At 41.5% G+C, this 20,993-nt stretch carries 19 protein-coding genes and 2 pseudogenes; 2 read left to right on the forward strand and 19 right to left on the reverse strand.

All coding sequences use genetic code 11. The features are described from left to right. Positions 1 to 7 precede the first annotated feature (7 nt). From GX654_16380 to GX654_16450, 15 genes and pseudogenes are all read right to left on the reverse strand, one after another. The gene (locus GX654_16380; protein NLD38439.1) at positions 8 to 727 is read right to left on the reverse strand and encodes a DNA alkylation repair protein; all 720 of its coding nucleotides are present in this window, start codon (positions 725 to 727) and stop codon (positions 8 to 10) included. Between the two features lie 340 nt (positions 728 to 1,067). Then, the gene (locus GX654_16385; protein NLD38440.1) at positions 1,068 to 1,352 is read right to left on the reverse strand and encodes a HigA family addiction module antidote protein; all 285 of its coding nucleotides are present in this window, start codon (positions 1,350 to 1,352) and stop codon (positions 1,068 to 1,070) included. A gap of 11 nt (positions 1,353 to 1,363) precedes the next feature. Continuing rightward, positions 1,364 to 1,450, reverse strand: coding sequence for a hypothetical protein (locus tag GX654_16390; protein ID NLD38441.1), 87 nt, complete (start codon positions 1,448 to 1,450; stop codon positions 1,364 to 1,366). A gap of 120 nt (positions 1,451 to 1,570) precedes the next feature. Next, positions 1,571 to 2,584, reverse strand: a complete 1,014-nt coding sequence (locus GX654_16395; protein NLD38442.1) for a virulence RhuM family protein — start codon at positions 2,582 to 2,584, stop codon at positions 1,571 to 1,573. Positions 2,585 to 2,614: 30 nt separating this feature from the next. Then, positions 2,615 to 2,773, reverse strand: a complete 159-nt coding sequence (locus tag GX654_16400; GenBank protein ID NLD38443.1) for a hypothetical protein — start codon at positions 2,771 to 2,773, stop codon at positions 2,615 to 2,617. 149 nt (positions 2,774 to 2,922) lie between these two features. After that, the gene (locus tag GX654_16405) at positions 2,923 to 4,131 is read right to left on the reverse strand and encodes a restriction endonuclease (GenBank protein NLD38444.1); all 1,209 of its coding nucleotides are present in this window, start codon (positions 4,129 to 4,131) and stop codon (positions 2,923 to 2,925) included. Beyond that, entirely contained in the window at positions 4,128 to 6,611 is a 2,484-nt protein-coding gene (locus GX654_16410; GenBank protein NLD38445.1) for an EVE domain-containing protein, read from the reverse strand. Before GX654_16410 ends, GX654_16405 begins: the two co-directional genes overlap by 4 nt. A gap of 377 nt (positions 6,612 to 6,988) precedes the next feature. Beyond that, positions 6,989 to 7,243: a GIY-YIG nuclease family protein gene (locus tag GX654_16415; protein ID NLD38446.1), complete on the reverse strand. Its 255-nt coding sequence runs from the start codon at positions 7,241 to 7,243 to the stop codon at positions 6,989 to 6,991. After that, complete coding sequence (locus GX654_16420; GenBank protein NLD38447.1) at positions 7,222 to 7,725, reverse strand: ORF6N domain-containing protein; 504 nt, start codon at positions 7,723 to 7,725, stop codon at positions 7,222 to 7,224. Before GX654_16420 ends, GX654_16415 begins: the two co-directional genes overlap by 22 nt. A gap of 57 nt (positions 7,726 to 7,782) precedes the next feature. Continuing rightward, positions 7,783 to 7,908, reverse strand: a pseudogene (locus GX654_16425) (ORF6N domain-containing protein). 435 nt (positions 7,909 to 8,343) lie between these two features. Beyond that, positions 8,344 to 8,574, reverse strand: a pseudogene (locus GX654_16430) (hypothetical protein). A 41-nt stretch (positions 8,575 to 8,615) separates the two neighbouring features. Further along, positions 8,616 to 9,041, reverse strand: coding sequence for a PIN domain-containing protein (locus GX654_16435; GenBank protein NLD38448.1), 426 nt, complete (start codon positions 9,039 to 9,041; stop codon positions 8,616 to 8,618). After that, positions 9,022 to 9,237, reverse strand: a complete 216-nt coding sequence (locus GX654_16440) for a DUF2281 domain-containing protein (GenBank protein NLD38449.1) — start codon at positions 9,235 to 9,237, stop codon at positions 9,022 to 9,024. The genes GX654_16435 and GX654_16440 overlap by 20 nt, the downstream gene beginning before the upstream one ends. A gap of 338 nt (positions 9,238 to 9,575) precedes the next feature. Beyond that, the gene (locus tag GX654_16445) at positions 9,576 to 10,604 is read right to left on the reverse strand and encodes an alpha/beta hydrolase (protein ID NLD38450.1); all 1,029 of its coding nucleotides are present in this window, start codon (positions 10,602 to 10,604) and stop codon (positions 9,576 to 9,578) included. A gap of 594 nt (positions 10,605 to 11,198) precedes the next feature. Then, positions 11,199 to 12,074, reverse strand: coding sequence for an epoxyqueuosine reductase (locus GX654_16450; GenBank protein NLD38451.1), 876 nt, complete (start codon positions 12,072 to 12,074; stop codon positions 11,199 to 11,201). A gap of 648 nt (positions 12,075 to 12,722) precedes the next feature. On the opposite strand from GX654_16450, the gene GX654_16455 reads away from it, so the two are divergent. Next, on the forward strand, positions 12,723 to 12,983 hold the full coding sequence (locus GX654_16455; protein ID NLD38452.1) for a hypothetical protein: 261 nt from the start codon (positions 12,723 to 12,725) through the stop codon (positions 12,981 to 12,983). A gap of 63 nt (positions 12,984 to 13,046) precedes the next feature. Here GX654_16455 and GX654_16460 read toward each other — a convergent pair whose 3' ends face one another. Genes GX654_16460 through GX654_16475 form a run of 4 tightly spaced genes read right to left on the reverse strand, consistent with a single transcriptional unit; the run spans position 13,047 to position 17,852 of the window. Continuing rightward, positions 13,047 to 14,960 carry an ABC transporter permease subunit gene (locus GX654_16460; GenBank protein ID NLD38453.1) on the reverse strand — a complete coding sequence of 638 codons (1,914 nt, stop codon included), beginning with the start codon at positions 14,958 to 14,960 and terminating at the stop codon, positions 13,047 to 13,049. Continuing rightward, positions 14,957 to 16,423 (reverse strand): hypothetical protein, encoded by a 1,467-nt coding sequence (locus GX654_16465; GenBank protein ID NLD38454.1) that lies wholly within the window; start codon positions 16,421 to 16,423, stop codon positions 14,957 to 14,959. Before GX654_16465 ends, GX654_16460 begins: the two co-directional genes overlap by 4 nt. After that, complete coding sequence (locus GX654_16470) at positions 16,381 to 16,872, reverse strand: ABC transporter permease subunit (GenBank protein NLD38455.1); 492 nt, start codon at positions 16,870 to 16,872, stop codon at positions 16,381 to 16,383. Before GX654_16470 ends, GX654_16465 begins: the two co-directional genes overlap by 43 nt. A 2-nt stretch (positions 16,873 to 16,874) precedes the next feature. Next, positions 16,875 to 17,852: an ABC transporter ATP-binding protein gene (locus GX654_16475; protein ID NLD38456.1), complete on the reverse strand. Its 978-nt coding sequence runs from the start codon at positions 17,850 to 17,852 to the stop codon at positions 16,875 to 16,877. A gap of 679 nt (positions 17,853 to 18,531) precedes the next feature. Here GX654_16475 and GX654_16480 point away from each other — a divergent pair. After that, positions 18,532 to 20,589, forward strand: coding sequence for a molybdopterin-dependent oxidoreductase (locus GX654_16480; GenBank protein NLD38457.1), 2,058 nt, complete (start codon positions 18,532 to 18,534; stop codon positions 20,587 to 20,589). Positions 20,590 to 20,993: the final 404 nt, after the last annotated feature.

Genomic DNA, 20,993 nt, shown 5'->3' on the forward strand with positions numbered 1-20,993 from the left:
TTTATATTTAACGCTCCATAGCCTTTTTCTTAAGCTTGTCAGGCATCTTTTCTATTGCATATCTTAATACCGTCCTTGGCATCGTAGCCTTTCGTTCAAGCACATACTGATACACCTCGTCCATGTATTTATCAGCAGCAACCTTTAACATCCAGCCGTATCCTTTCTGTACCATATCATCCGAATCAGTCAGAAGAATATCCGCTACCTCAAATGCCTTTTCAAGCTGTTTACCCTTTTTAAGGGAGGGGATAAGTATAACAGCAGAGGCGCGCCTGAGCCACCTGTTTTTTGATTTTGTCCAGGTCAGGGTTTTTGTTATAAGGTCAGGATACATAACAATGAGTTCACCAAAAAAGCCTGCACAGAAGGTGTCACACCTGCCCCAGTTATCCACATACTTTTCAAGCCATGCTTCAAACCGGGTAAAATCCGATTTGGTGAATTGTTTGCTTATCTTTAAAATCCAGATGGAGGCAACCCCTGATTCTCCCGGCTGATCCATCTTGTATAACATCTCACAGGTGTCAAGCAGATCATCTTTAGGAATATCTTTAATCTGCTTGAATACTTCACCTGCAACCTTTTTTATTATCGGCCCCTTGAACCCGATCGGATTTTTCAACTCCTCTTTAAACCATCTCTGATAATCCATCTTGTTTTCAGGTTTATCATATTTAACAAATTCTTTTCGCAATGCCTGAATAATACTGTTATTAACAGCCATATGTTCTCCATATTTATTCTGATGAAGCTTATAACAGACAGCGACTTGTCTCGCCATAGTTTTATACGAAGGCGGATCAGCGTTCAGCCAAGTCTTCCCCTCTTGTTCCTACGGTCACCGTGGGAATATTATTTTTTGACGCTCTGCGTCCTCTTGCCCAGGATGATGCTCATTATTAAATACCTGATCCCCTTTTAACAACACTGTCTTTAGTGTATTTCACAGTTTCTTATATTCTTAATGATGTAACACTCATTACATGGTACATGATAATTACTAATATCCCGACCGTTACATGATTGGATTTATCCATGCATGTTAATATACATCCTCAGATTTTTTAAACTGCAACCTGCTTGATATATTCAAATGAACTATCATCAATCTGGCTGATCTCCCAGTTATTCTGTAAATTCAACCAGAATTGAGGGCTGCCCCCAAGTGCCTTTGAGAGCTTCATAGACATTTCAGCGCTTATACCTCTTTTGCCACGACAGATTTCATTGATTGTTTTTGGCAAAACCCCGATATGCCTTGCCAGTGTTGTTTGAGACAGCCCTATTTCATCAAGCTCATCTTTCAGTACTTCACCAGGATGAACAGATGTGTAATGTATTTTATCCATAATAAAACTCCCTATTTATGATAATCGGTAATCTCGACATCAATGGCGTTTTCTTTTTCCCACTTAAAGCAGACCCTGTATTGGTCATTAATCCTTATACTGAACTGCCCTTTGGGTTAATAATATTAATAAATTGTCAATTCGATTTACAATCTATGCATTTGGCGAAGTCTTTATAGATAAAATATGTATTGAAGCTTGATCGGGATAGACTTCGCTTATTCATTTCCTGTATCAGGTTTTATCTGCTTTATATCCCTCTCCAACTCGTCCAGGCTACTTTCATATGACAGTTTCTTCTGCTCATTTCTATATTTTTTAAGTTCGAGTGCTGATTTTTCCAGGGCCATTTCATGGCTTATACTCCCTGCATGGCTAAGGAGTTCTCTCCCATTGAGTTGAAGGATTGTATCAAGCCGCTCTATCCAGTCCTTCATATACATGGGGATATGCTGCTGCGCCATTGTTTCTGCAAAGGCAAGATACTGTTCAACAAGAAGACCAAGCAGTTTTATTTCATCTTCAATAAGGTAATTTTTTGCAATGATTACATCGCCTTTACTGATCTTGCCTGTATCCTTTTTATCAAAAGATTGCATCCCTAAAAGCGGTAAAGAAGCATCTACACGGCGATAGACAAGTTCCGCAGCGGTCTGCCTGCTGATTGCCCACAGGAGTTTGTTCTGGACAATCTTGAAAAATTCGATAGTTTTCTCATCCTTAGGGTCATAATCAATACTGGTTGTATAAATATCCTTGATTTTCTGGTAAAAAAACCGCTCCGAAAGCCTGATTTCCCGCAGTCGTTCCTGCAATTCATTAAAATAGTTCATTGAATTGCCAGTTTTGAAGCGTTTGTCATTCAGGGCAAACCCTTTAACAATATATTCTTTCAGCCGCTGAGTAGCCCATATCCGAAATGTGGTACCCTGCTGCGATTTTACCCGATAGCCGACAGAGATTATCACATCCAGGTTATAATAATTAGGTGCTTTCTGCTGAAATTCGGAAATTCCGAATTTCTTCATTACCTCACTCTCAACCAGTTCACCTTCTTCAAATATATTTTTTATGTGCTCGTTAATTGTGGATTTCGCTTTACCGAAAAGCTGTGCCATCTGATCCTGTGTCAGCCACACTGTTTCATCTTCCAGATGGACATCAATGTTTATCCGTCCATCATCGGTTTTATAAAGGATAATTTCAGACTGGTTGGTCTCTTCTTTCATAATTTCTAATCCTTAATATTCAAGATAAAATATTTAACACTCCATAACCTTTTTTATTACTGGCCCCTTGAACCCAACCGGATTTTTCAACGCCTCTTTAAACCATCTTTGATAATCCATCTTGTTTTCAGGTTTATCATATTTTGCAAATTTTTTTTGCAGGGTCTGAATAATACTGTTATTAACAGCCATATGTTCTCCATATTTATTAACGACGCTGATAGGTTATAAGCCTTGATATTGTTGTTTCTTAGTTATTTATTGACATCCCCTGGTTTACACGTTTAGTCTTTATACCCTTCACAAATATAAGATCATCCCCTATTTATTAAGGACTTATATTAGGCAGCATTTTCCAGAATGCTATATAGGGTTTGGATAAACTTCTTACCGGCATCATCCAAATCCGTGCCCAAATCAAATACTATCGTTCTAACACGAATTCCACCCGGCTTTGCATCAAAAGGAACCAGTGATTCACTTGGGTAAATCAGCGCTGCCTGCTGGCAAGAAACAGCATCAGCATATGCAACAACTTGGTAATAATCACTTGGTGAAACTGAATTATCTCGTTTATATTTTGTATCTAATACGCAAAGGGGTTTCTGGGACTGGCGGTCGGAAATTAAAATATCCATCTGCATGCGTAAAGTACTCTGCTTACCTATGTATAACGATTCCTGCCTCTGAACTAGATACCGAGAATCAATCTTTTCTTCAAGCCAACGAGAGACAAATAGTTCGAAAAGATGAGCCATATCCACAAGAAAAGGAATCATAGAATGACCTCCCGTGTCCTGCGTAGGACCTGTATTATCAAGAAAGAACCGGCAAAGTTTATGCAGTATTTCGTAGTCTGCATTAAGTCGGTTATATGTCCTATTAGCGCAGCCAATGCCAGTGAAACATTTCAGACTAATAGAGTTGCGAAGGATGCGGTCGGCTTTCCGGGCAACATTAAGGGGTTTCTCTCGTGTGAGTAAACCACTACGGACTATGTTATGTAGAGTCCAGGCTAATATCTGATTATCTTCAATATCAAGGGTATGGTCTTCAGAATAGCAAACAACCCTTGACCTCACAGGACTGCTGCAAAGAACTCCAAGGTCCAGTTTTCCTCTAACAAAAGACAGAGAAGTGTGTTCCTCTATATAAGTTCGGTATAACCCTTGGCGGATCCTCTTTAGTACTCGCTCAGCAAGAACGGTGGCTAGTCTTTCATAGAAATCTCTAATTGAATTCGACTCGTAGTGCCCTTCAAGCAATTTAAAGGACTTAAGGTCGTACGCATATTCTAGCATACCGAAAAGATTACGGAGCGTGACTTTGGGTTTTAAGGAAATGCCTCCATAATTTGCAAGTGGTATATAACCCACCCACCCCAAGGATGTAAGTCGCCATTTATACTGCGTTTTTAGTGTAGGCCATTCAACATTGACCTTATCGCCGTATTGAATGTAGATCCTTTGAGCTTCCTCTTCAGGTAGGTTGCTTCTCTGAAAATAGCGAGTCTCGAACTCAACAAGTTCTATCGTTTGATGTGGACTCATACACCAATCCTTGAGTGAATGACATCCCATCTGAAGGCGGCTACTGTTTCAGGCTGCGTGAAGAAATACTCTTCCAGATATGTCTCGATTTCCATTTGCCAAATATGTTCAAGCTTTTCGGGAAGCTTATCTGTCATAAAAAAAGAAATACCGAGTGAGAAATTTTTGTCATTGATTTTCGTATTGACTTCGCGAAGTAATGCTATGAGACCACTGGCGTCAAAGCCACACTTAGATTGAAAACTCCTCAGCACTTCAAAGTCTGGGGAAAGCTCCAGAAACGCGAATCTACGTCGCAGAGCAAAGTCGACAAGGGCGATAGACCTATCAGCGGTGTTCATCGTACCAATAATTCTCACATTCGATGGAATCGAGAAGCGTGTGCCATTGGCGAGCGGGATCTCCTTGTTTCTATATTCTAGAAGATACATGAGCTCACCAAACACTTTTGAAAGATTCGCACGATTGATTTCATCTATTATCAGAACACAAGGCCCGGAACAGGGCTTAGCTTGCCTGCAAAATGAAAGAAATCTACCAGGTTTGAGGTCGAATACTAGGTTCCCTTTTTCATCTGTGTCCGGACGAATACCTTGCATGAACTCTTCATAGGCGTATGCTGGATGGAACTGTATGAGTTCTACAAATCCGTTACCTTCTCCTATGATATGCCTAGCGATATGGTCGGCGATAAAAGTCTTGCCTGTTCCTGGTGGGCCGTAAAAAATGGCTTGGCCCTTACGTTCAATGGCAGCTTGCCAATCTTGGAGTTTTGAAATTGGTAACCCCGTAACTTCGGAGCATTGCTCAAGAGTAAAAAGCGGATTTTCTTTCATCTGGAGCGTATTATTTTCTTCCTTCTCGTCAATTATACTTCTTATAGTTTCATATTCTTTGGTCGTAAGCTTGAAAAGACTGCCCTGGTTGTTAATAAGAGGCTCACAATCCTTAAGCTCTGGAACGCTCTGCAATTGAAGCAAGGGAACTGGCTCTGAGAATTGTTCTATCTTTTCAAATTCGAAGGCTTCACCCTCCGCAGATTCATGTAATCCTTTCGTGACCTTACAGAGAGCCACAACCTGCCTCGTAGGAGAAGCGACATATCCAATCAGCAAATCATTGGGCTTAATTTTCTGGAAATACTGGTATACTCGCCTCTTGTTGCCCTTCGTATTATGTGATGTATAGGTCTGGCGTGTGCCAATTGGAGGGTCCGTGAGATCCCATATCCTTGGATTAGCATTCAACCACCAGTAGGCTACCGTATCATTTTCCAGATTATTTGAAAGGTCTCCTAATGAATGTTCAATACCTAAGAGCGATTCTAAATATTTGATAAATCGATTAAACCGCGTTACATCCGTGATTGTTTTGAGCGCGAAATTATTCTCGGCTGATACAGTCCATTCCCCTTTCTTCTTCCAGTCTACTTGACGTACATGTTTAAAGTATTCTCGTGACTCATCGAATTCGTAGTCAGATGATATTATGCCATACCCAATTATCCTATCACGTCCAACCTTCGCAAAAACAATATCACCAATCCGCATTTCATTGCAGAATGCGAAGTTGCTAGTTGCATTATTCTTTTTAGAAGAGTCGGATTCAAGGTCTTCATCCCTCAACGCCTTCGCTATAGCCTCTTTGTTTTTATATTTATGGAGATCTCCAAGACTGTCCCACCCTATGGCCATAATTCCTTCTTCATAAAATTCGTCCCAGTGTTCGCCACCCCTTCCCGGAGCAAAAAGCCAATATTTCTTCCCGTATGATATCGTAGGCTCTTCTACCATTTGAATATCAGGCTCGTCGTTACCGGAGAGCCATGCATCATGCGAGATCATATAAAATGGGATATCGAATGAACTTCGGACATTTCGTAGGTACTCCTGATATGTTTCATAGTCCGAAAGGTTCTTTACCTCTACACCATTTTTAATTAGATAAGCTCTATTTGTACTGTCCAAGTTAATGTAGTCTTTTGGCGCAATCCAGAAGAGCCCCATCGTGATGTTGTAACTTACACACTTCTGCTTAAGGACTGCATTAAAAGTCTCTGCCATTATGTCACGGTCTAGAGCTTCACCGAACAGCTGCCAAAGATTACTAATGTCACTCAAGCCTCTTTCCTTCTTGTAGGTAAAGAATCGTGCATGTTGATTATTGACAATAGGTATGCCAGAAAAGTCAGATGGGATTCTACACGAGAGGTCCCATTTTGCAGTTAGATGGCGGATGATTTGAATTCTATGTTCAGTTTTGATGCCGCGGTTAAAATTTGCAAAGAATGTAAAAGGATCTATTTCATCAAGAGTTCGTTGAGTCCCATCTGGGTATCTGTCATCAGTTGAGATGATTGGTATACCTTCGTTTCTCATCTCATTCATGAATGCGATAAGCTCATCTTGCCTGTCTTTATATTCTCGTAATTTTTCTGCCAGCTTTCCATATGTTTCTACCCAAGTGAATTTCTCTTCCATTCAATCCCCCAATTCATGTTGTGAAACCAAATAATTCCCATACATTCTTCTAAAATGGCGATTTTCTTTTAACAAAACCTGCATAATTGCTTACAACTAAATATTTAATAAATTCTTTGATTTTGGACCCCAAAATAGCCTACCGGTGAGTCTTTTCACACGTCTGGTTAATTTATTTAACACTTTTCCAATGGACTTAGCCAATTTTTTATGAATATATCGTTTTTATCATGAAAGAGTGGGGTCTGCTTGTCGACATTAGACAACATTTATTACCAAGCTCCTGTTATATTTATCAAAGACTACTTTTAACCTTATACTTTGCTTTTGGCTCCTCAACCTGGAATCCAATTCTACGTTTGGGTTTTTCCTCCTCTTTACCCTGTTAAATAAGATTTGAGCCTTCTTTTGATATACATTTTTCCATGGTATGTTTTCAAATATTTCTCCCTATGAGTTGCATCTTCTTGATTGAGACAGGCTTCATAATATATCAATTTCATTGGTCGTCTTCCTCTGGTAGATTCAACCTGCCCTTTATTATGTTGCTCAAATCTTACCTTGAGATTTTTTGTGAATCCTGTGTAGAGATTACCATCCTTCTCACTTATTAGCACATATGTATAGAACATAGTTGCATCCTCTCAAGGTATTTAACTGGGTGAATCATGAGGGCCTTGATCGCTTCAAACACCAGTCGAAACTGTTGGTCATATTTCATTTCCATTTCATTGATTTTTTTCAGTAGGTCTTTGTGGGCATAAATCATCTCTCTAATTTTCACAAAAGCCCGCATGATTAGGATATTCACTTCGATGGCCTTCTCACTGTTCAGCACAGAGGAAAGCATAGCAACCCCCTGTTCTGTGAAGGCCATAGGCAAGTATTTGGAATGCTCCCCTCTCTTTAAGGTGCCAAATTGACTCCTTAAAGAATCATACTCCTCTTTAGTGAGTTCCAACATGAAATCTCGCGGAAACCTCCTGCTATTTCTGCGGACAGCACGCTTTAGTTGTTTGGTTTCAATGCCATACATCTGTGCCAGGTCACTGTCCAACAATACCTTCACACCCTGGATTAACAGAATCTTTTCTTGTATTGTTTCTACTGAAATTGAATTTGTCATGAAATTTCCTTTTTTATCCATAAAGTTACCATGTAAAGTTGGATGTCTCAATTTCATATTATTACTTTTTGAGGTCACAAATTGTGACCTCAAATTCGCAAACTCTTCTTTTGAAAGCTCAAATACAAAATCCGTCGAAAACCTGTCCAGATTCCTTTTTACCGCAATGATGCAATTTTGGGATTGATGCTATGGGTTTACTGCTAAGGGGCTACAAAATCAAGAAGAAAAGCAGGCTGTAGCTTTTTAGACTTTAGACCTTCAGCCAACACACGATAAAAGCCAGAGATCAGAAATCGGAGATCAGTATCAAAGCAGGTTTACACCAGCGAGCTTCAGTGGACAAATCCGCAGGCGCTAACAATTGCCGCTTGTTATGTTCATCGGTGCATAATTTTAAGTAGAGTTTCTATTCACTAATGGCAGACATGGAATGGATTTTCAAGCTATTTATCGGAAATGGCAATGTTGCCAAATCCGATAAATAGAAAATTTTAAAAAATAATTATATGTAATAATAAGCTCTTATCCAGTTTAGTGCCTTTGATAAATAGCAATAAAAATCCAGGCTTTTACTTAATTAAAGATCGGGGTTAGAAGAAAAATTTATGCTGTTATTCTTAAAGCCTCTTGAGCTTTAATAGGTAACTGGATTGAGATAAAGTAGGCCTCCGGATAGAGATAATCCTCACCGGACTCATCAACGATTCTAAAGTACCCTTCCTTTTTTGCATCATCATCCGGCATAACCTGGTAAATCTTCCTTTTTTGCAGATCTTCAGAATCTTTGTTTTCTATGCAAAGCACAGATATCGGTTTTTAATTTTCTTTTGTCATAATTAATATTCATTACTACCTGGAATAATGTGACCACACCCTTACAGGAAAGGGTTGAATATTTCTAACCGATTATCAATGACCTGACCGTGCTGGAGGTCTTCTGTGTAGAGGATATTACATCTGCCCTTTATCGCAGCAGCAACAATCATGCTGTCCCAATAGGAAAAATGATATTTATCTCTGATACGCCATGTTTCCCGAATCATTTCTAAACTGATAGCAATTACAACAGAGTTATCAATTAGTTCCTGAACCGTATCCTTTATGATTTGATCAGAAACATTGTGCTTTATTAAAACACTTGAAAACTCATTCAAAACCTGGACACTTGTAACTGGATGAGTATTTATTTTTTTAATAAGGTTAATTGCGGAGTTACTTTTATCTATGCTGTTTTCATCCCGGAGCTTTGCATAAACCAGGATATTGGTATCCAGGAATGGCTTATCTGGTATGAAGTTCATCTCTCGTATATTTTTTAATTTTATCTACTTTTATCGGGGCTGATACAAACATTTCCAAAGGGTGTTTGCAAACCTTATTCTTTTTCTTATTACTTGCGGTATGTCTGGCTTTTAAAAACTCATAAAAATCAAGTAGCTCTGCCCTTGCAACCTCTGGTAACTCAGATATGTTTATATTATCTTCTCGTTTTCGCATCCATTTCTCCAGATGAATATAAATTCACTATCTCTCTGATAAAGTTGAGTTGATAATACCATTATTATACTGTCGATAGCAAATATTTCTTAAATGAGCCCCTTTTGAATAATTATTTATCTGAAAGAGCGGTGTCCCCCCATGGTATTGGACAACAAAAATTCCCCAACTCCTGTTATTTTATCGAAGACTACTTTTAATCTTATACTGTGCTTTTGGCTCCTCAACCTAAAATGCAATTCTACATATATCGTGTCCCACCCCAACTTGAAGTCACAATTTGTGACTTCAAGTTATCAAACCCATTCACCGAAAAGAATAAGCTTTTACAACTCGACTCATTTCAATGTTTTAATTTCTTCAGCAATCGGCATAAAATATTTTTTGAAAGTGGGATAAGCTTCCAGCATTGCGTAATGTCCTACCCCTTCCATAAATGTAAGTTTGCTGCCCTTTACTTGATCAGCCAGCGCCTGTGTGGTGTAGGGAGGTGTTCCCGGATCATAGGTGCCGGTTAAGAGGTACAGTGCACACTTGGTAGTATCAATGTCCTGGGCCTTGCCTGTCAGATTATGGTCAAAGGAGTAGTAGTAACAGTCTCCGGCATATATTCCGGGATAGGCGTTACCATAATCCCAGCCAACCTCTCTCTGGGTGTTCTGGGTGGCATATGGTTTCAGGGCTACAACTGCCTCGTTTGTTGTCGCAATTTCCATATTGCTTACCTGAGGATTATCATGTCTCCATTTCAAGTTTTCCGCCATCTTGTTTGCCTTATCATCAGTAACTTCTGAAGCGGTAGCCAGGGCAGCTCCGATCCCAACTGTGGCGCGGAATTTTTCCGGGCAATAATAGGCAAGATCGGCCGCCAAATGGCCGCCCATGGAACAACCCATATAGGCCGGCCTGTGTAATTGCAGTGCATTGATAAAAGCATCATAGAATTTCAGGAGGAAATCCAAAGTGAGTTTGTATTCATTGTTCCACCATGGATAGTTCTCAGGCGGAAGGGACTTACCATGATACGGCAGGTCGTGGGCAATAAAACGAAAATCCTTTGTCAGTTCCGGATCGTTCATCATAAAGCGATATTCCTGGTTATTGGCACCGGCGGTATGTTGAAGCAGAAACGGTATGCCCTGTCCGGCCTCTTCATAATAAACACGATATTCAATACCATCCACTACTATATAAATATAACGCCCAATAACAGGCTCGGTGCGCACATTGGGTTTGACCGGTAAGGGGTCAACCTCCACAAAACCATCATTATTATAAAAAGCACGCAACTGACGCAAAAGTTCATCGAGCAAATATTTATACTGCAATGCTTTAACGCCGGAACTGATCTTAAATCCATGATACATGGAACCTATAAAAAGTGAATTATAGAAAGGCGGGGGAGAGACAGAAAGCATTTTTTTCCACTGTTCATCAGTAGCATTAATAAACAGGTCTGCTGGCACGTCAGCCCCAGTTATTTTAACATCAACGGGGGTTCCATTTTTAAAGGTAATCACATAGGCGCTGCCATCAAATTGCAGTTTCAGGTCCCCGTCAAAATAGCGGGCAGCTCTTTGTAAAACATATTTTTTAAATGCCTCATTTACGAAATTAATCATGTCGATATTAATCACTATAAAATCCTCCAATACATGATTTTGTTTTAAAAAGTTAAATGTAGATATCTTATTTTGTTTGATGTTATGGGTTTGGGTTAAAAAAGCAAGGGAAATTTCAATGATCAATTATCAATGAACAATGATCTGGGAAAATTATATTCATGATTTTCCGCGTCGCCAGGGATATGCCGAGACACACCCTGCTTCGTGACAGAACTTCAGGCTTCAGTTGTTTACATATAGGGGTTTGCTGTTGGCTCTTGTTACCTATTTGAAAGAGTCAAAGGCAGCCCCCCTCTTTAATAATTACCCGTCATCTACTTAAAACCTGCTGAAACGCTATATCTTGACCGGTATTTTTGACTCACACGGCACCCCTGTCTGACAGAAACCGCAACCATAAGCCTCTTTGGGCAGACCAAATTGTTTTGCTGCATACACGGATGTAGTATTGCATTGATTAAGACATGCAGTCTTGTCATGACCGAATTTTGAAACAGCCTTTGCCGGACAGCGCTTTATGCACATGCCGCATGTCCCCTTTGCATAGTGGAGACAATAGGCATGATGATCTGTATATGGCCGCGGGGTTGGAGGGACCTTGATTTGTACCACCACTGAGCCACAGCGTATCGCCTTTCCAACCGGGGTTATAAGGCCATCGCACAGCCCAAAGGTGCCAAGACCAGCGGCGTAAGCCGCATGCCGTTCCGACCACTGTGAAGCCATGCCATACTTTTTGCTAATTTTTACGGGGCTGTTGGTGGGGGCGACTGCCGGATATCCGGATTTTGTGAGTATGTCGGCGATATGCTTATTTAGTTCATCAATAAACTTGCCGCCATAAAACCTCGCCCTGATCCATTTTTCAGATGGAATATCTTTCTTTTTTCTGAGATCCGCCTTGATTGCCTCAGTATGGGGCAGAACAAAGGCAATGACTGAAAGATCAGCAGGCGCAACATGGATTCCAGGATAGACCAGGTTAAAAGCCTCAACAGGGGTATAGTAAAAGGAGCCTATATCATCCTTTAAGAACTGGAAGACAGGATCATCTCCGCTTGCAAAACCGACAAGCGGCTCATCCCAGGCCTTTTCGTTCTCCTTATTCCTGAGGGAGTTATCAGGCGATGTGGCTACATAATCCTTAATGAGTGCGGTGATCCATGCCGCATCTATCTCCTTTTTGGGAGGCTCCGCAGCAATTGAAGTCACACTGGATATCGGTACCAGACCGGTAAGTCCGGTAACGGCTACTCCTTGTGCAGTGACCTTAATAAATTCACGTCGGTTTACATCTCTTTTCATGATCAGTCCTCCTTTCCAAATGTAGGGTAACTGTTAACAATATTTTTATACCTGAATAACCTTTTAGTCAAATCGGGTTAAATCACCTCCGCATCAAGAGTGTCATATTCTTTATAGGTTCAAATAAATCGTATTCCTCTCCTTACAACTGAAAAAGCGGTCCATGCATAAACCTTCAACTAGAAATGAGCTTAGGGAGGTTAAGTTGCTTCATAATTAAAATACCATTAGTTACTTCTGATATATATTTATGCCTCTTGATAACCTGCCCTAATGCATGGAATTACACATAATTCAAGATTTCCCCCGTCGCTAAAGCTATGGCGGACAGGACAGAATCAAGATTTAAGATTTTCCCTGTTAAAAAAAATTTGAAAAATGTTTATTTCACATCTTGCCTTTTTTCATTTAACAGGGTAAAGATTCAACTTTACCGGTGTCGTCCTGGGTCTTCCATCATTGCAAGTCCTTAATGACTCGGCTTTGTTTCAAAAAAGGATTTAAAATTTTCCTTATATAAACCGCAACATGTGCCGATATGGTCTGCACATATATTTGAAACTAAAAATCCTGTTTATATCATGGATAAATGCCGTTAAAATAAGACAATCTAAATATTTAAAAGGTAAGAAAGTGGAAGAAAACAAAAGAAGTTCATTAGAAGAACAGTTAAAAAAAATGATTGAAAATTCAATCAAGAAAAAAGAAGAAAAAGAGAGACCTAAAACCAGAAGCGGGACCGGTAACATTATCCGCCGCAGGGCCGGTGAAAAAGATACAAGGTTTTCCACCCCAAAGACCATTGCATCCGAGTAAACAGCAGGGTTGAACTCTCCTTGATATAAAAATGTGAAGAAAGTTAAGGGCTTATAAATTGACTCATTTATTTTCTCCAGACTGCCATGCTTCAAAATAGGGAAAGTCCTTATGGTTAATAAAATATCCAAACTGGTACTCAAACCTTCGCCCTATCAGGCGATATGACGGGATGCTAAACCTGACTTCAAGGGGCTCTTTATTCCATTGTATCTGCCCGAAAACCATATGAGTATCCTCATGTTTAACAGATGAGTCCTTCCGGTAACGGACAATAAAAAGCAGATTTCCTGGCGGGAGTTCCCTGTCAAGCGTTGCAGTCAAAATGGTTTCACCCTTCTCTTTGCCGACCACACCACCGCTTAGCCTGGGCAGTGCCTCAATCCTTTTTTCATACTTGATGCTTAAATCGTTTAGAAGTTTAATCCAGGTGGTGTTGACCTTTTCCAGATCACAATCTATTGCCTGGAGGGTATCCTGCCAGAGGAGGTGGCTGCCAAGATTAGTTGGCGCCCCTTCTCTGCCCAGGGCACGCAAGGTATCAGAGATAGTCTTGTCTCCATAGGTGTCTGATATTGCCTTTACCCATAGATGCCCCAGTGTATAAAACAGCTCTTCACTATATCTCTTTTTAAAGGATTCCATATCAGCCAGGTCATCAAATGTTATTTTATTTCGTTTCCATGTGGTTACAGATAGGAGATTCTTTGCCTCAAGCTTTTCTTCATCAGGAAACAATGTGTAAGATACATGTTCAGCCAGCCCTTCATTAAAAAAAAGAGTACTGTTCCAGTAGTCATTTATTTTCCTGTTTGATTCAAGAATAGCAAAAACATGTGTTGTTTCATGTGCAAAAACACGAAGCCTATCTTCTAACTTTTTTGTCTTGCGGATATCCATCCTGATCTTGTACAGCGCGGCGATGCCTGCATGTTCATTACTCTCTTCAGTAAGGTCAGCAGCAATGGGGCCGCTATCCTGAGCAAAGAGGAAATCCCTTGTTCTTACATATACCTCATCTGCCCTGCCTATGAGTTCATGGGCTGTTTCTCTGAGGTTCTGTGGATAGGTTAAGTTGTAGTGCTCCGTTGAAAAGGTTGCTGTCTTAAATGAGATATATTGTTCTTTCATCAGGTTCTTTTCCATTTCATCTTTCATCGGACGGTCAACAATGGTTACAAAAAAGATGAAAACTGCAATGGAAGTTGCGATACCAATAATTGTCCCGATACGCTTTTTGAAAAACTGCCGATACCACATTGTGAATTGTTCAGCAGGGGTTGCCCATAAAAACCCTGCAATAAGTAGAGAAATAACTGCAATGCCAGTATTTATATAAAGCAGTTTCCATGGAACCAGAAGGGTCTGACCATAATACTCCATTTTTGTAACATTAAAGATGTTCAGGTATTCTAAAAATGGGAGTTTCTCTTTGAATGAAGATATAAATACCCAGATCATTCCAAGCAGCAGTAGTCCAAATCTCCTGAAAAAGGAGAGTAATAGACCGTGGGAGAGCATGATAAAATTAAAGATTGCCATCAGGAAATAGGCGGTTACCCCCGTCCTTAAATTAAACTGGTCCCCGGTATATGGCTGACTATTAAATAACTGAAGTATCCACTCAGTTATACAGCCCAGCATCAGAGACCCGCAAAGAATTGACAGGGCTGCGATATATTTTGATATAAATACAGCACTGCGGCTGACAGGGAGTGAATAAAGGTACTCAATTGTCATGTCATCATGTTCACGGGGAAAGAGCGCATATGCAGTCATGAGACAGAGGATCATCAGAAAAAGACTTATCGGGACCGGGATATCGGGCTCAAGGTATTCGCATATACCACTCCATGACTTTTCATCCAGCCTTCCGAAAAAAGGTTCACTTATCAACTTTTCAGTAAAGAATAAAATAAGCAGGATTGCTATGGGAAGGAGTTGTCTTATCTCTTTTTTAATTAATGTATATCTCATTCTATATTGACCCGTCTTGATATTATGCGCACTGGAATACCAAGGATATCAGATTCGTATTCAAGGGCCAGGAACACCCTCTCTCCCGAGTTATACTTACCGGTATGGCGTCTTTGATTAGTTACAAAATCGTTATGAATTCTCTGCTCCTCTTTGAGAAGCTCTTCAGGGTATATACTGGCCTCAAAAGGGGAGATCTTCTTGTGAAGCAGCGCACAAACAAACCCTGAAGCAGGTACCTGACTAAAATTGTATTCGTAAACAATATCGCGTATATTCCCCTCTTTTTTTAATAAATTTATTGAACCCTTGAACTCAGGTATTGCTGCAAGCCTTGCCCTGAATTCCGGCTGTGTGGCAATATCTTTTACCCATGCAGTCCATTCGGAAATAAAGGCTTCCCAGTCTTCTCCGGTTGCCTCCTTAAATAGAACAGGCATGGGATGGAACATCTCATAAAGGGTTTCCCTGCTGTCATCAGGGATGTCTCTTCCGAAAACAGACTTAACCAGTTTAATAACAGCTTCATAACCTTTAGCGCTCTGAAGATAGGCAAGGCCTGAATAGGCAACTGCCTCCGCAGCCGGTTCACCAACGCGCTCACGAAAAACAGGCCACTCTTTTATTACCTGTGAATTAAGGCCCTGTTTATCAAGGAGATACATGCTCCGAAGCATAAGGGTCTTATGTGTATCAGAACCCATTGAAAAACCACCATAGGCCCACCAGCATGAAAAGCCGTCATGAAGCCACTGCTTTGGGGCAAATCTGGTACGGTTGCGGGTGATATTATCCAGTATTACCCGCGTAAGATATGCGTTAAACTTGTCAGTACACCAGTCATCAATATCTTTAAAGTTTGCGCGTACAAGGACGCCATCTCTTGATATCAGTTTTGCTGTCTCAAATTTATCCCTGTCAAGGGATTCTGCATAGGCTATCTTTATGGGCGGGACCCTGTTTATACCGAGTGTGTCACGTAAATCTGCGATCTTATTTTCAAGATATCTATTAAGGGCTATGGCATCGGGCTTTATATTGTATTCAAGATATAATATCTCTATGGGCTCTGTCTCGCTCGCTATTACCGCATCACTGCTGAACCTGTATGGCTCCCTGACCCTTTTTGATTCGAGCAATGCAGCGGATAGCATGAACCCGATAAAGATTATCCCGATGACCGCCTTTTCTCTCTGGGTCATTGGTTTGGCAAGGTTCTCTGCGATTGAACCCTCATTAATAAGGGATAAAAAGAGTGCAAGCGCAAGCCAGCCTGAACCCAGCAAAAAGGTTTGAATTAATTGCCTTGCAGGATAGGTGTATCGCTCAAGGGCAAAATCTGAAACCTGTAATGCGAGAGGCCCCTCCTGCATAATATTCAGTTCTGTAGTTATTGAGAACACAAACAGAAAAAAGACGATCAGCAGGTAAACAGGTATGCGGAATTTCCCTGCAAAACCCATTGCAAAAAGGAAGCTCCACACAAAATAACAGAACATGGCGCTTCTTGATAATAGTATGAAAAAAAATTCAGGCTGACAGGGTCAGAGCGGTATGAAAGCCCTGATGATATTAGCAGGGTAAAAACAGCAAAGAATAACAGGAAAGTGAGACCAATAAAATATTTGACCAGTACCATCTCGACTCTGGAAATAGGTAGGGATTCAATAAAAAGCTGGGTCCTGCTGTAATATTCTTTTACTACAAGGCGGTTGCCAAGCACAATAGCGCTCAGGGGTATAAAGAAAAGGAGGAAAGAGCCTTCAGCCGATAAAAAGCCCATTGTCCTTGGCGATACGGCGGTTCCAAGCAGCATGATTCCAAAGATAAATATTAAAAACAGTGGCAGAAAAATAAAAACCAGTATGTTCTGGCTAAAATCCTTCTTTGCAAGTTTGAGCAGGCGGTTCATCTTTACAGTTTCCTTATGGGGTCTCTGACCAGTTCTATGAAGATATCCTCAAGTGACATCTTCTCAACAGACCAGTTTCCTTCTCCATAAGACATGGAGGAGAAGATGTCCGGATTCTCTGCGCTTCTTACAACCAGATGCCTTTCACCATTCAACATCCTGTCCTGGATAATCTCCATCCCATATGACCCTTCAAGGAGGAAAGAGGGCAGCTCTATATCACCGCTGTCAACTGGAGGGTGCCTGAGTAGTCGAACGCTGTTTGAGAGTTCGGACAGGGCACCCTGATAATACATCTTTCCCTTTTCAATTATCCCGATATAGTTTGCAGCGGCCTCTACCTCATCTATTAGATGTGATGAGAAGAATATTGTACCTGTCTTGTTTTCAGCCTGATCGCGCACCATCTCAATAAATTCACGGCGTGCGATAGGGTCAAGCCCTGCGGTTGGCTCATCCAGCAATAATACTGAAGGCCTGTGGGCCAGTGCAAGACACAATGCAAGTTTCGCCCTCATTCCTCCGGAAAATGTTCGAATTTTGCGGTCTTTGGGAAGATCAAGGCCTTTGAGCAGACGAACATATTCGACATCATCCCAGGTTGGATAAAAGCCGCTTACGAAATTTCCAATGGTAACAGGCGTCATCCAGCCATAAAAATTTTGTTCCTGTGCAACATAGCCGATCCTTTGACGAAGCTCTATATGATTTTTGCCCAGTGGTTTTCCAAAGAGGTTTACAATCCCCTTTGTTGGTTTTGTTATTCCCATGAGTATGCGAATCGCCGTTGATTTGCCGGCGCCGTTCCGGCCAAGAAAGCCGTACACATCACCTTCCTTTACAGTAAGGTCAAGCCCGTCCAATGCCCTCACCTTTCCATAGCTCTTTGAAAGGTTTTTTAATTCTATTACATCAGGAATAGTCGCAGTAAGTTCAATCGCAGGGGGTTGAGTCTCCTGTAAGCCAAATCCTGTATCCATAGATTCATCCTGTTTTTTGAGGTTAGTTTTAATTCAGAAATTCACATTACTTTATTCCGGGGGATGACCCTCAGGATATCAATCCCCATAGTAACCGGGAAAAATCAATTAATAAAAAAATAAAACAGTCCCTGATTTAAAATGCTTAATTATAAAAATCCGCCAGAGGCAGGGAACCTGAAAAGATTTTTACCTGTCCGTGGCGTTTGTGTGGGGTAATTCAATATGTCAGACAAAAATAAGATATCATGTTTAATAATTATGGGTTGAAAATGCAAGAGGAAAAGGGGGATGGAGTCAAAGCCGGAAGCTCAAGGCTGAAAGCTCAAAGCTCAAAGTAGGAAGAAGGCAGATGTTAGTATTCAGAAGTCAGAATTCAGTAGCAAAAGCCCCTTGAGCTCACTGCCGCTATAGCTTTATGAATTCTGGCTTCAACACCGTCCCTATTCCCCTGAATCGACACAGATGTATTTTATAAAAGCCTGACCTTAAGACCTATTATAAATTTTTTTTACCTCCTCATTCTTATACAACTTATTCATATAAAAACCATGAGGTATCAGGCATGCCTCAATATCGGCAGGATTTTTCTCTTGACAGGGATATCCCAGGATGGCCATATTATCCGCATGTCGCTTGATTCGGATAAAATAATTCCGGGATAGGAGATAGAGGAGATATGCAAAAAGAAAATGCCACAAAGAAATACTATACAGGATGTGCTTTGTGTTACCACAGTTGCGGGGTTGAGGTAACAGTAGAGGATGGAAGGGTTGTTAAGGTTGAGGGGCAGAAGTCACACCCGGTTAACAAAGGTATGCTCTGCCCAAAGGGTGAGGTAATGATTGAGCACCTCTATCACCCTGACAGGCTGAAGTACCCCATGAAAAAGGTAAATGGTGAATTTAAAAGGATATCATGGGAACAGGCAATAGCGGAGATAGGCGAGAAACTCAACCGGCTAAAAGAGGAATATGGCCCTGCTGCCCTTGCATTTTTCTGCGGCTCCATTGGTGTTGAGAACCTTGAGATGGTATCTCTCTCCCACAGGTTCAAAGGGGCATTCGGCTCCCCGAATTTCTTCTCTGTTGAAAGCATCTGTTACAGGATGAGGATCAGGGCAAGGCAGATCACCTTCGGGAAGTACCCTGTTGAGGAGATGGATTCTAAACTCTATCTTTTATGGGGGCATAACCCGGACGCATCGGATTTTCCGCTTGCAATGGCCATTGATGAAAACATGAAAAAGGGGGCAAAGGTGATTGTTATTGACCCGAGGCGTATCCCCCTGGCTGACAGCGCGGAGATGTATCTACCCATAAGGCCCGGCACAGACGGCGCACTTGCCCTTGCAATGATGCATGTGATCATTAATGAAAACCTCTATGACAAAGAGTTTGTTGATAAGTGGACAATAGGCTTTGATAAACTGGTGCCCCATGTGCAGCAGTATACACCTGAATGGGCAGAGAAGATTACATATATAAAGGCAGATGATATAAGGACTCTTGCCCGCAGGTTTGCCACCACAAAGGGTGCTGCCATATTCCATGGGACCTGCACCCAGGACCAGTGCGCAAACGGCACGCAGAATGACAGGGCGCTATCCATACTCCAGGTGCTTACAGGCAATATCAATGTCCCTGGCGGATGGGTGATAAGCCCGCGGCTTAAGCTCAAGGATGTAAGCCTCCCATTTAAGGGTAAACCCCTTGGCGCTGATGAATATCCGCTTTTCTATGAACTGTGGGGGAGGACAAGCCCCTATGCGGTAATGAATATGGTACCTGAAAGTGTACCTGACAAGATCCGTGCCTTTTTTGTTGCAGGAGGTAACCCGCTTGTTACCATGCCTGACACCAACGCACTCACAGCGGCGTTCAAAAGGCTTGACCTTCTGGTAGTGTATGACCAGTTCATGACCGAGACAGCAGCCCTTGCCCACTATGTGCTGCCTGCCAGCAATCAGCTTGAGTTCTGTGGCCTTGCCTATAATTACAATGTGTGCCACTGTGTCCCGTACCTTATGTTAAGGCCACCTGTTATAAAACCATATTATGAATGCCGCTCCATACGTGAGGTCTATACAGACCTTGCAAAGGTTTGCGGATTTGCAGACAAGTTCCAATGGAAAGAGGATTACGAGGTGGTTAAAGAGGAGCTTGCGCCCTGCGCCCTGAGCTTTGATTTTCTGCGCGATAATCCTGAAGGGGCCATTTATCAGGAAAAGGAATACACCCTGCGTGATGGGTCATTTGCAACACCTTCAGGCAAGATAGAGATCTACAGCCAGGCCTTTAAGGATGCAGGGTGGGAGCCTCTGCCAGTGTACCGCGAACCTGACAAAAGCCCGCAGGGCCTTTTATGGGCAGAGCTTGGCGAAAAATATCCCCTTATCCTTTCAACCGGGACAAGGGATTTCTATTACAACGGGAGCATGCTGCATAACATGGAACATCTAAAGCAACGATCTCCCCACCCGAAAGCGGAGCTTGGCCCTGAAACCGCAATAAAATATGGGGTTAAGGATGGTGACGATGTTATTGTTGAAACCGACAGGGGCTATGTAAGGATGAAGGCGGGTGTGAGTGACAGGGTCATGGAGGGCGTGGTGCTTGTGCCCCACGGTTGGCCCGGAGAGGGCAACTGCAATCGCCTGACCGACTGCAACTGCAGGGAACCCATAATGGGTTACCCGCAGTGGAAAGGGCTCCTGTGCAGTATCAGGAGGGCGTAACTATCTGCTTATACCTCTAACGGGTGGGTGAACCAAGTCTGTATTTCCTGCTGTTAACTCTCACTCACCCTTTGACCTTACTATATATACAACACACTTAAACCATAATAGCTCAAATATGGTGCATGATTATTGCATTACAGAATATGAAACGTTCATAATCGTTTAGATATTTGTAACCGGTTGAATTAAAAGATTATTTATTTTTGTTTAAATAATGCAGCCATAAAAATGTGTATAAAAAGAATACATTACTGGCCAGTAATCTGTACAGTTAACCCGACTTTCGCTATTCGATTAGTGTTTTAGTAGAAAAGATGATTTTTCGGGGTATAAGTAACTGTAATTATTAGAGAGGGGTGTGAAAACCCGTTGTAGTGAAGACCTACCCCCTTGAATTTGGG

The organism is Desulfatiglans sp. (genome assembly GCA_012513605.1).
Taxonomy (GTDB): domain Bacteria; phylum Desulfobacterota; class DSM-4660; order Desulfatiglandales; family HGW-15; genus JAAZBV01.

Coding starts and splice junctions, on each gene's coding strand:
- GX654_16380 (NLD38439.1), bottom strand. CDS start 727: ATGGCTGTTAATAACAGTATTATTCAGGCATTGCGAAAAGAATTTGTT.
- GX654_16385 (NLD38440.1), bottom strand. CDS start 1,352: ATGGATAAAATACATTACACATCTGTTCATCCTGGTGAAGTACTGAAA.
- GX654_16400 (NLD38443.1), bottom strand. CDS start 2,773: ATGGCTGTTAATAACAGTATTATTCAGACCCTGCAAAAAAAATTTGCA.
- GX654_16405 (NLD38444.1), bottom strand. CDS start 4,131: ATGAGTCCACATCAAACGATAGAACTTGTTGAGTTCGAGACTCGCTAT.
- GX654_16410 (NLD38445.1), bottom strand. CDS start 6,611: ATGGAAGAGAAATTCACTTGGGTAGAAACATATGGAAAGCTGGCAGAA.
- GX654_16415 (NLD38446.1), bottom strand. CDS start 7,243: ATGTTCTATACATATGTGCTAATAAGTGAGAAGGATGGTAATCTCTAC.
- GX654_16435 (NLD38448.1), bottom strand. CDS start 9,041: ATGAACTTCATACCAGATAAGCCATTCCTGGATACCAATATCCTGGTT.
- GX654_16440 (NLD38449.1), bottom strand. CDS start 9,237: ATGCGAAAACGAGAAGATAATATAAACATATCTGAGTTACCAGAGGTT.
- GX654_16445 (NLD38450.1), bottom strand. CDS start 10,604: ATGTATCATGGATTTAAGATCAGTTCCGGCGTTAAAGCATTGCAGTAT.
- GX654_16460 (NLD38453.1), bottom strand. CDS start 14,960: ATGAGATATACATTAATTAAAAAAGAGATAAGACAACTCCTTCCCATA.
- GX654_16465 (NLD38454.1), bottom strand. CDS start 16,423: ATGGGTTTTGCAGGGAAATTCCGCATACCTGTTTACCTGCTGATCGTC.
- GX654_16470 (NLD38455.1), bottom strand. CDS start 16,872: ATGAACCGCCTGCTCAAACTTGCAAAGAAGGATTTTAGCCAGAACATA.
- GX654_16475 (NLD38456.1), bottom strand. CDS start 17,852: ATGGATACAGGATTTGGCTTACAGGAGACTCAACCCCCTGCGATTGAA.
- GX654_16480 (NLD38457.1), top strand. CDS start 18,532: ATGCAAAAAGAAAATGCCACAAAGAAATACTATACAGGATGTGCTTTG.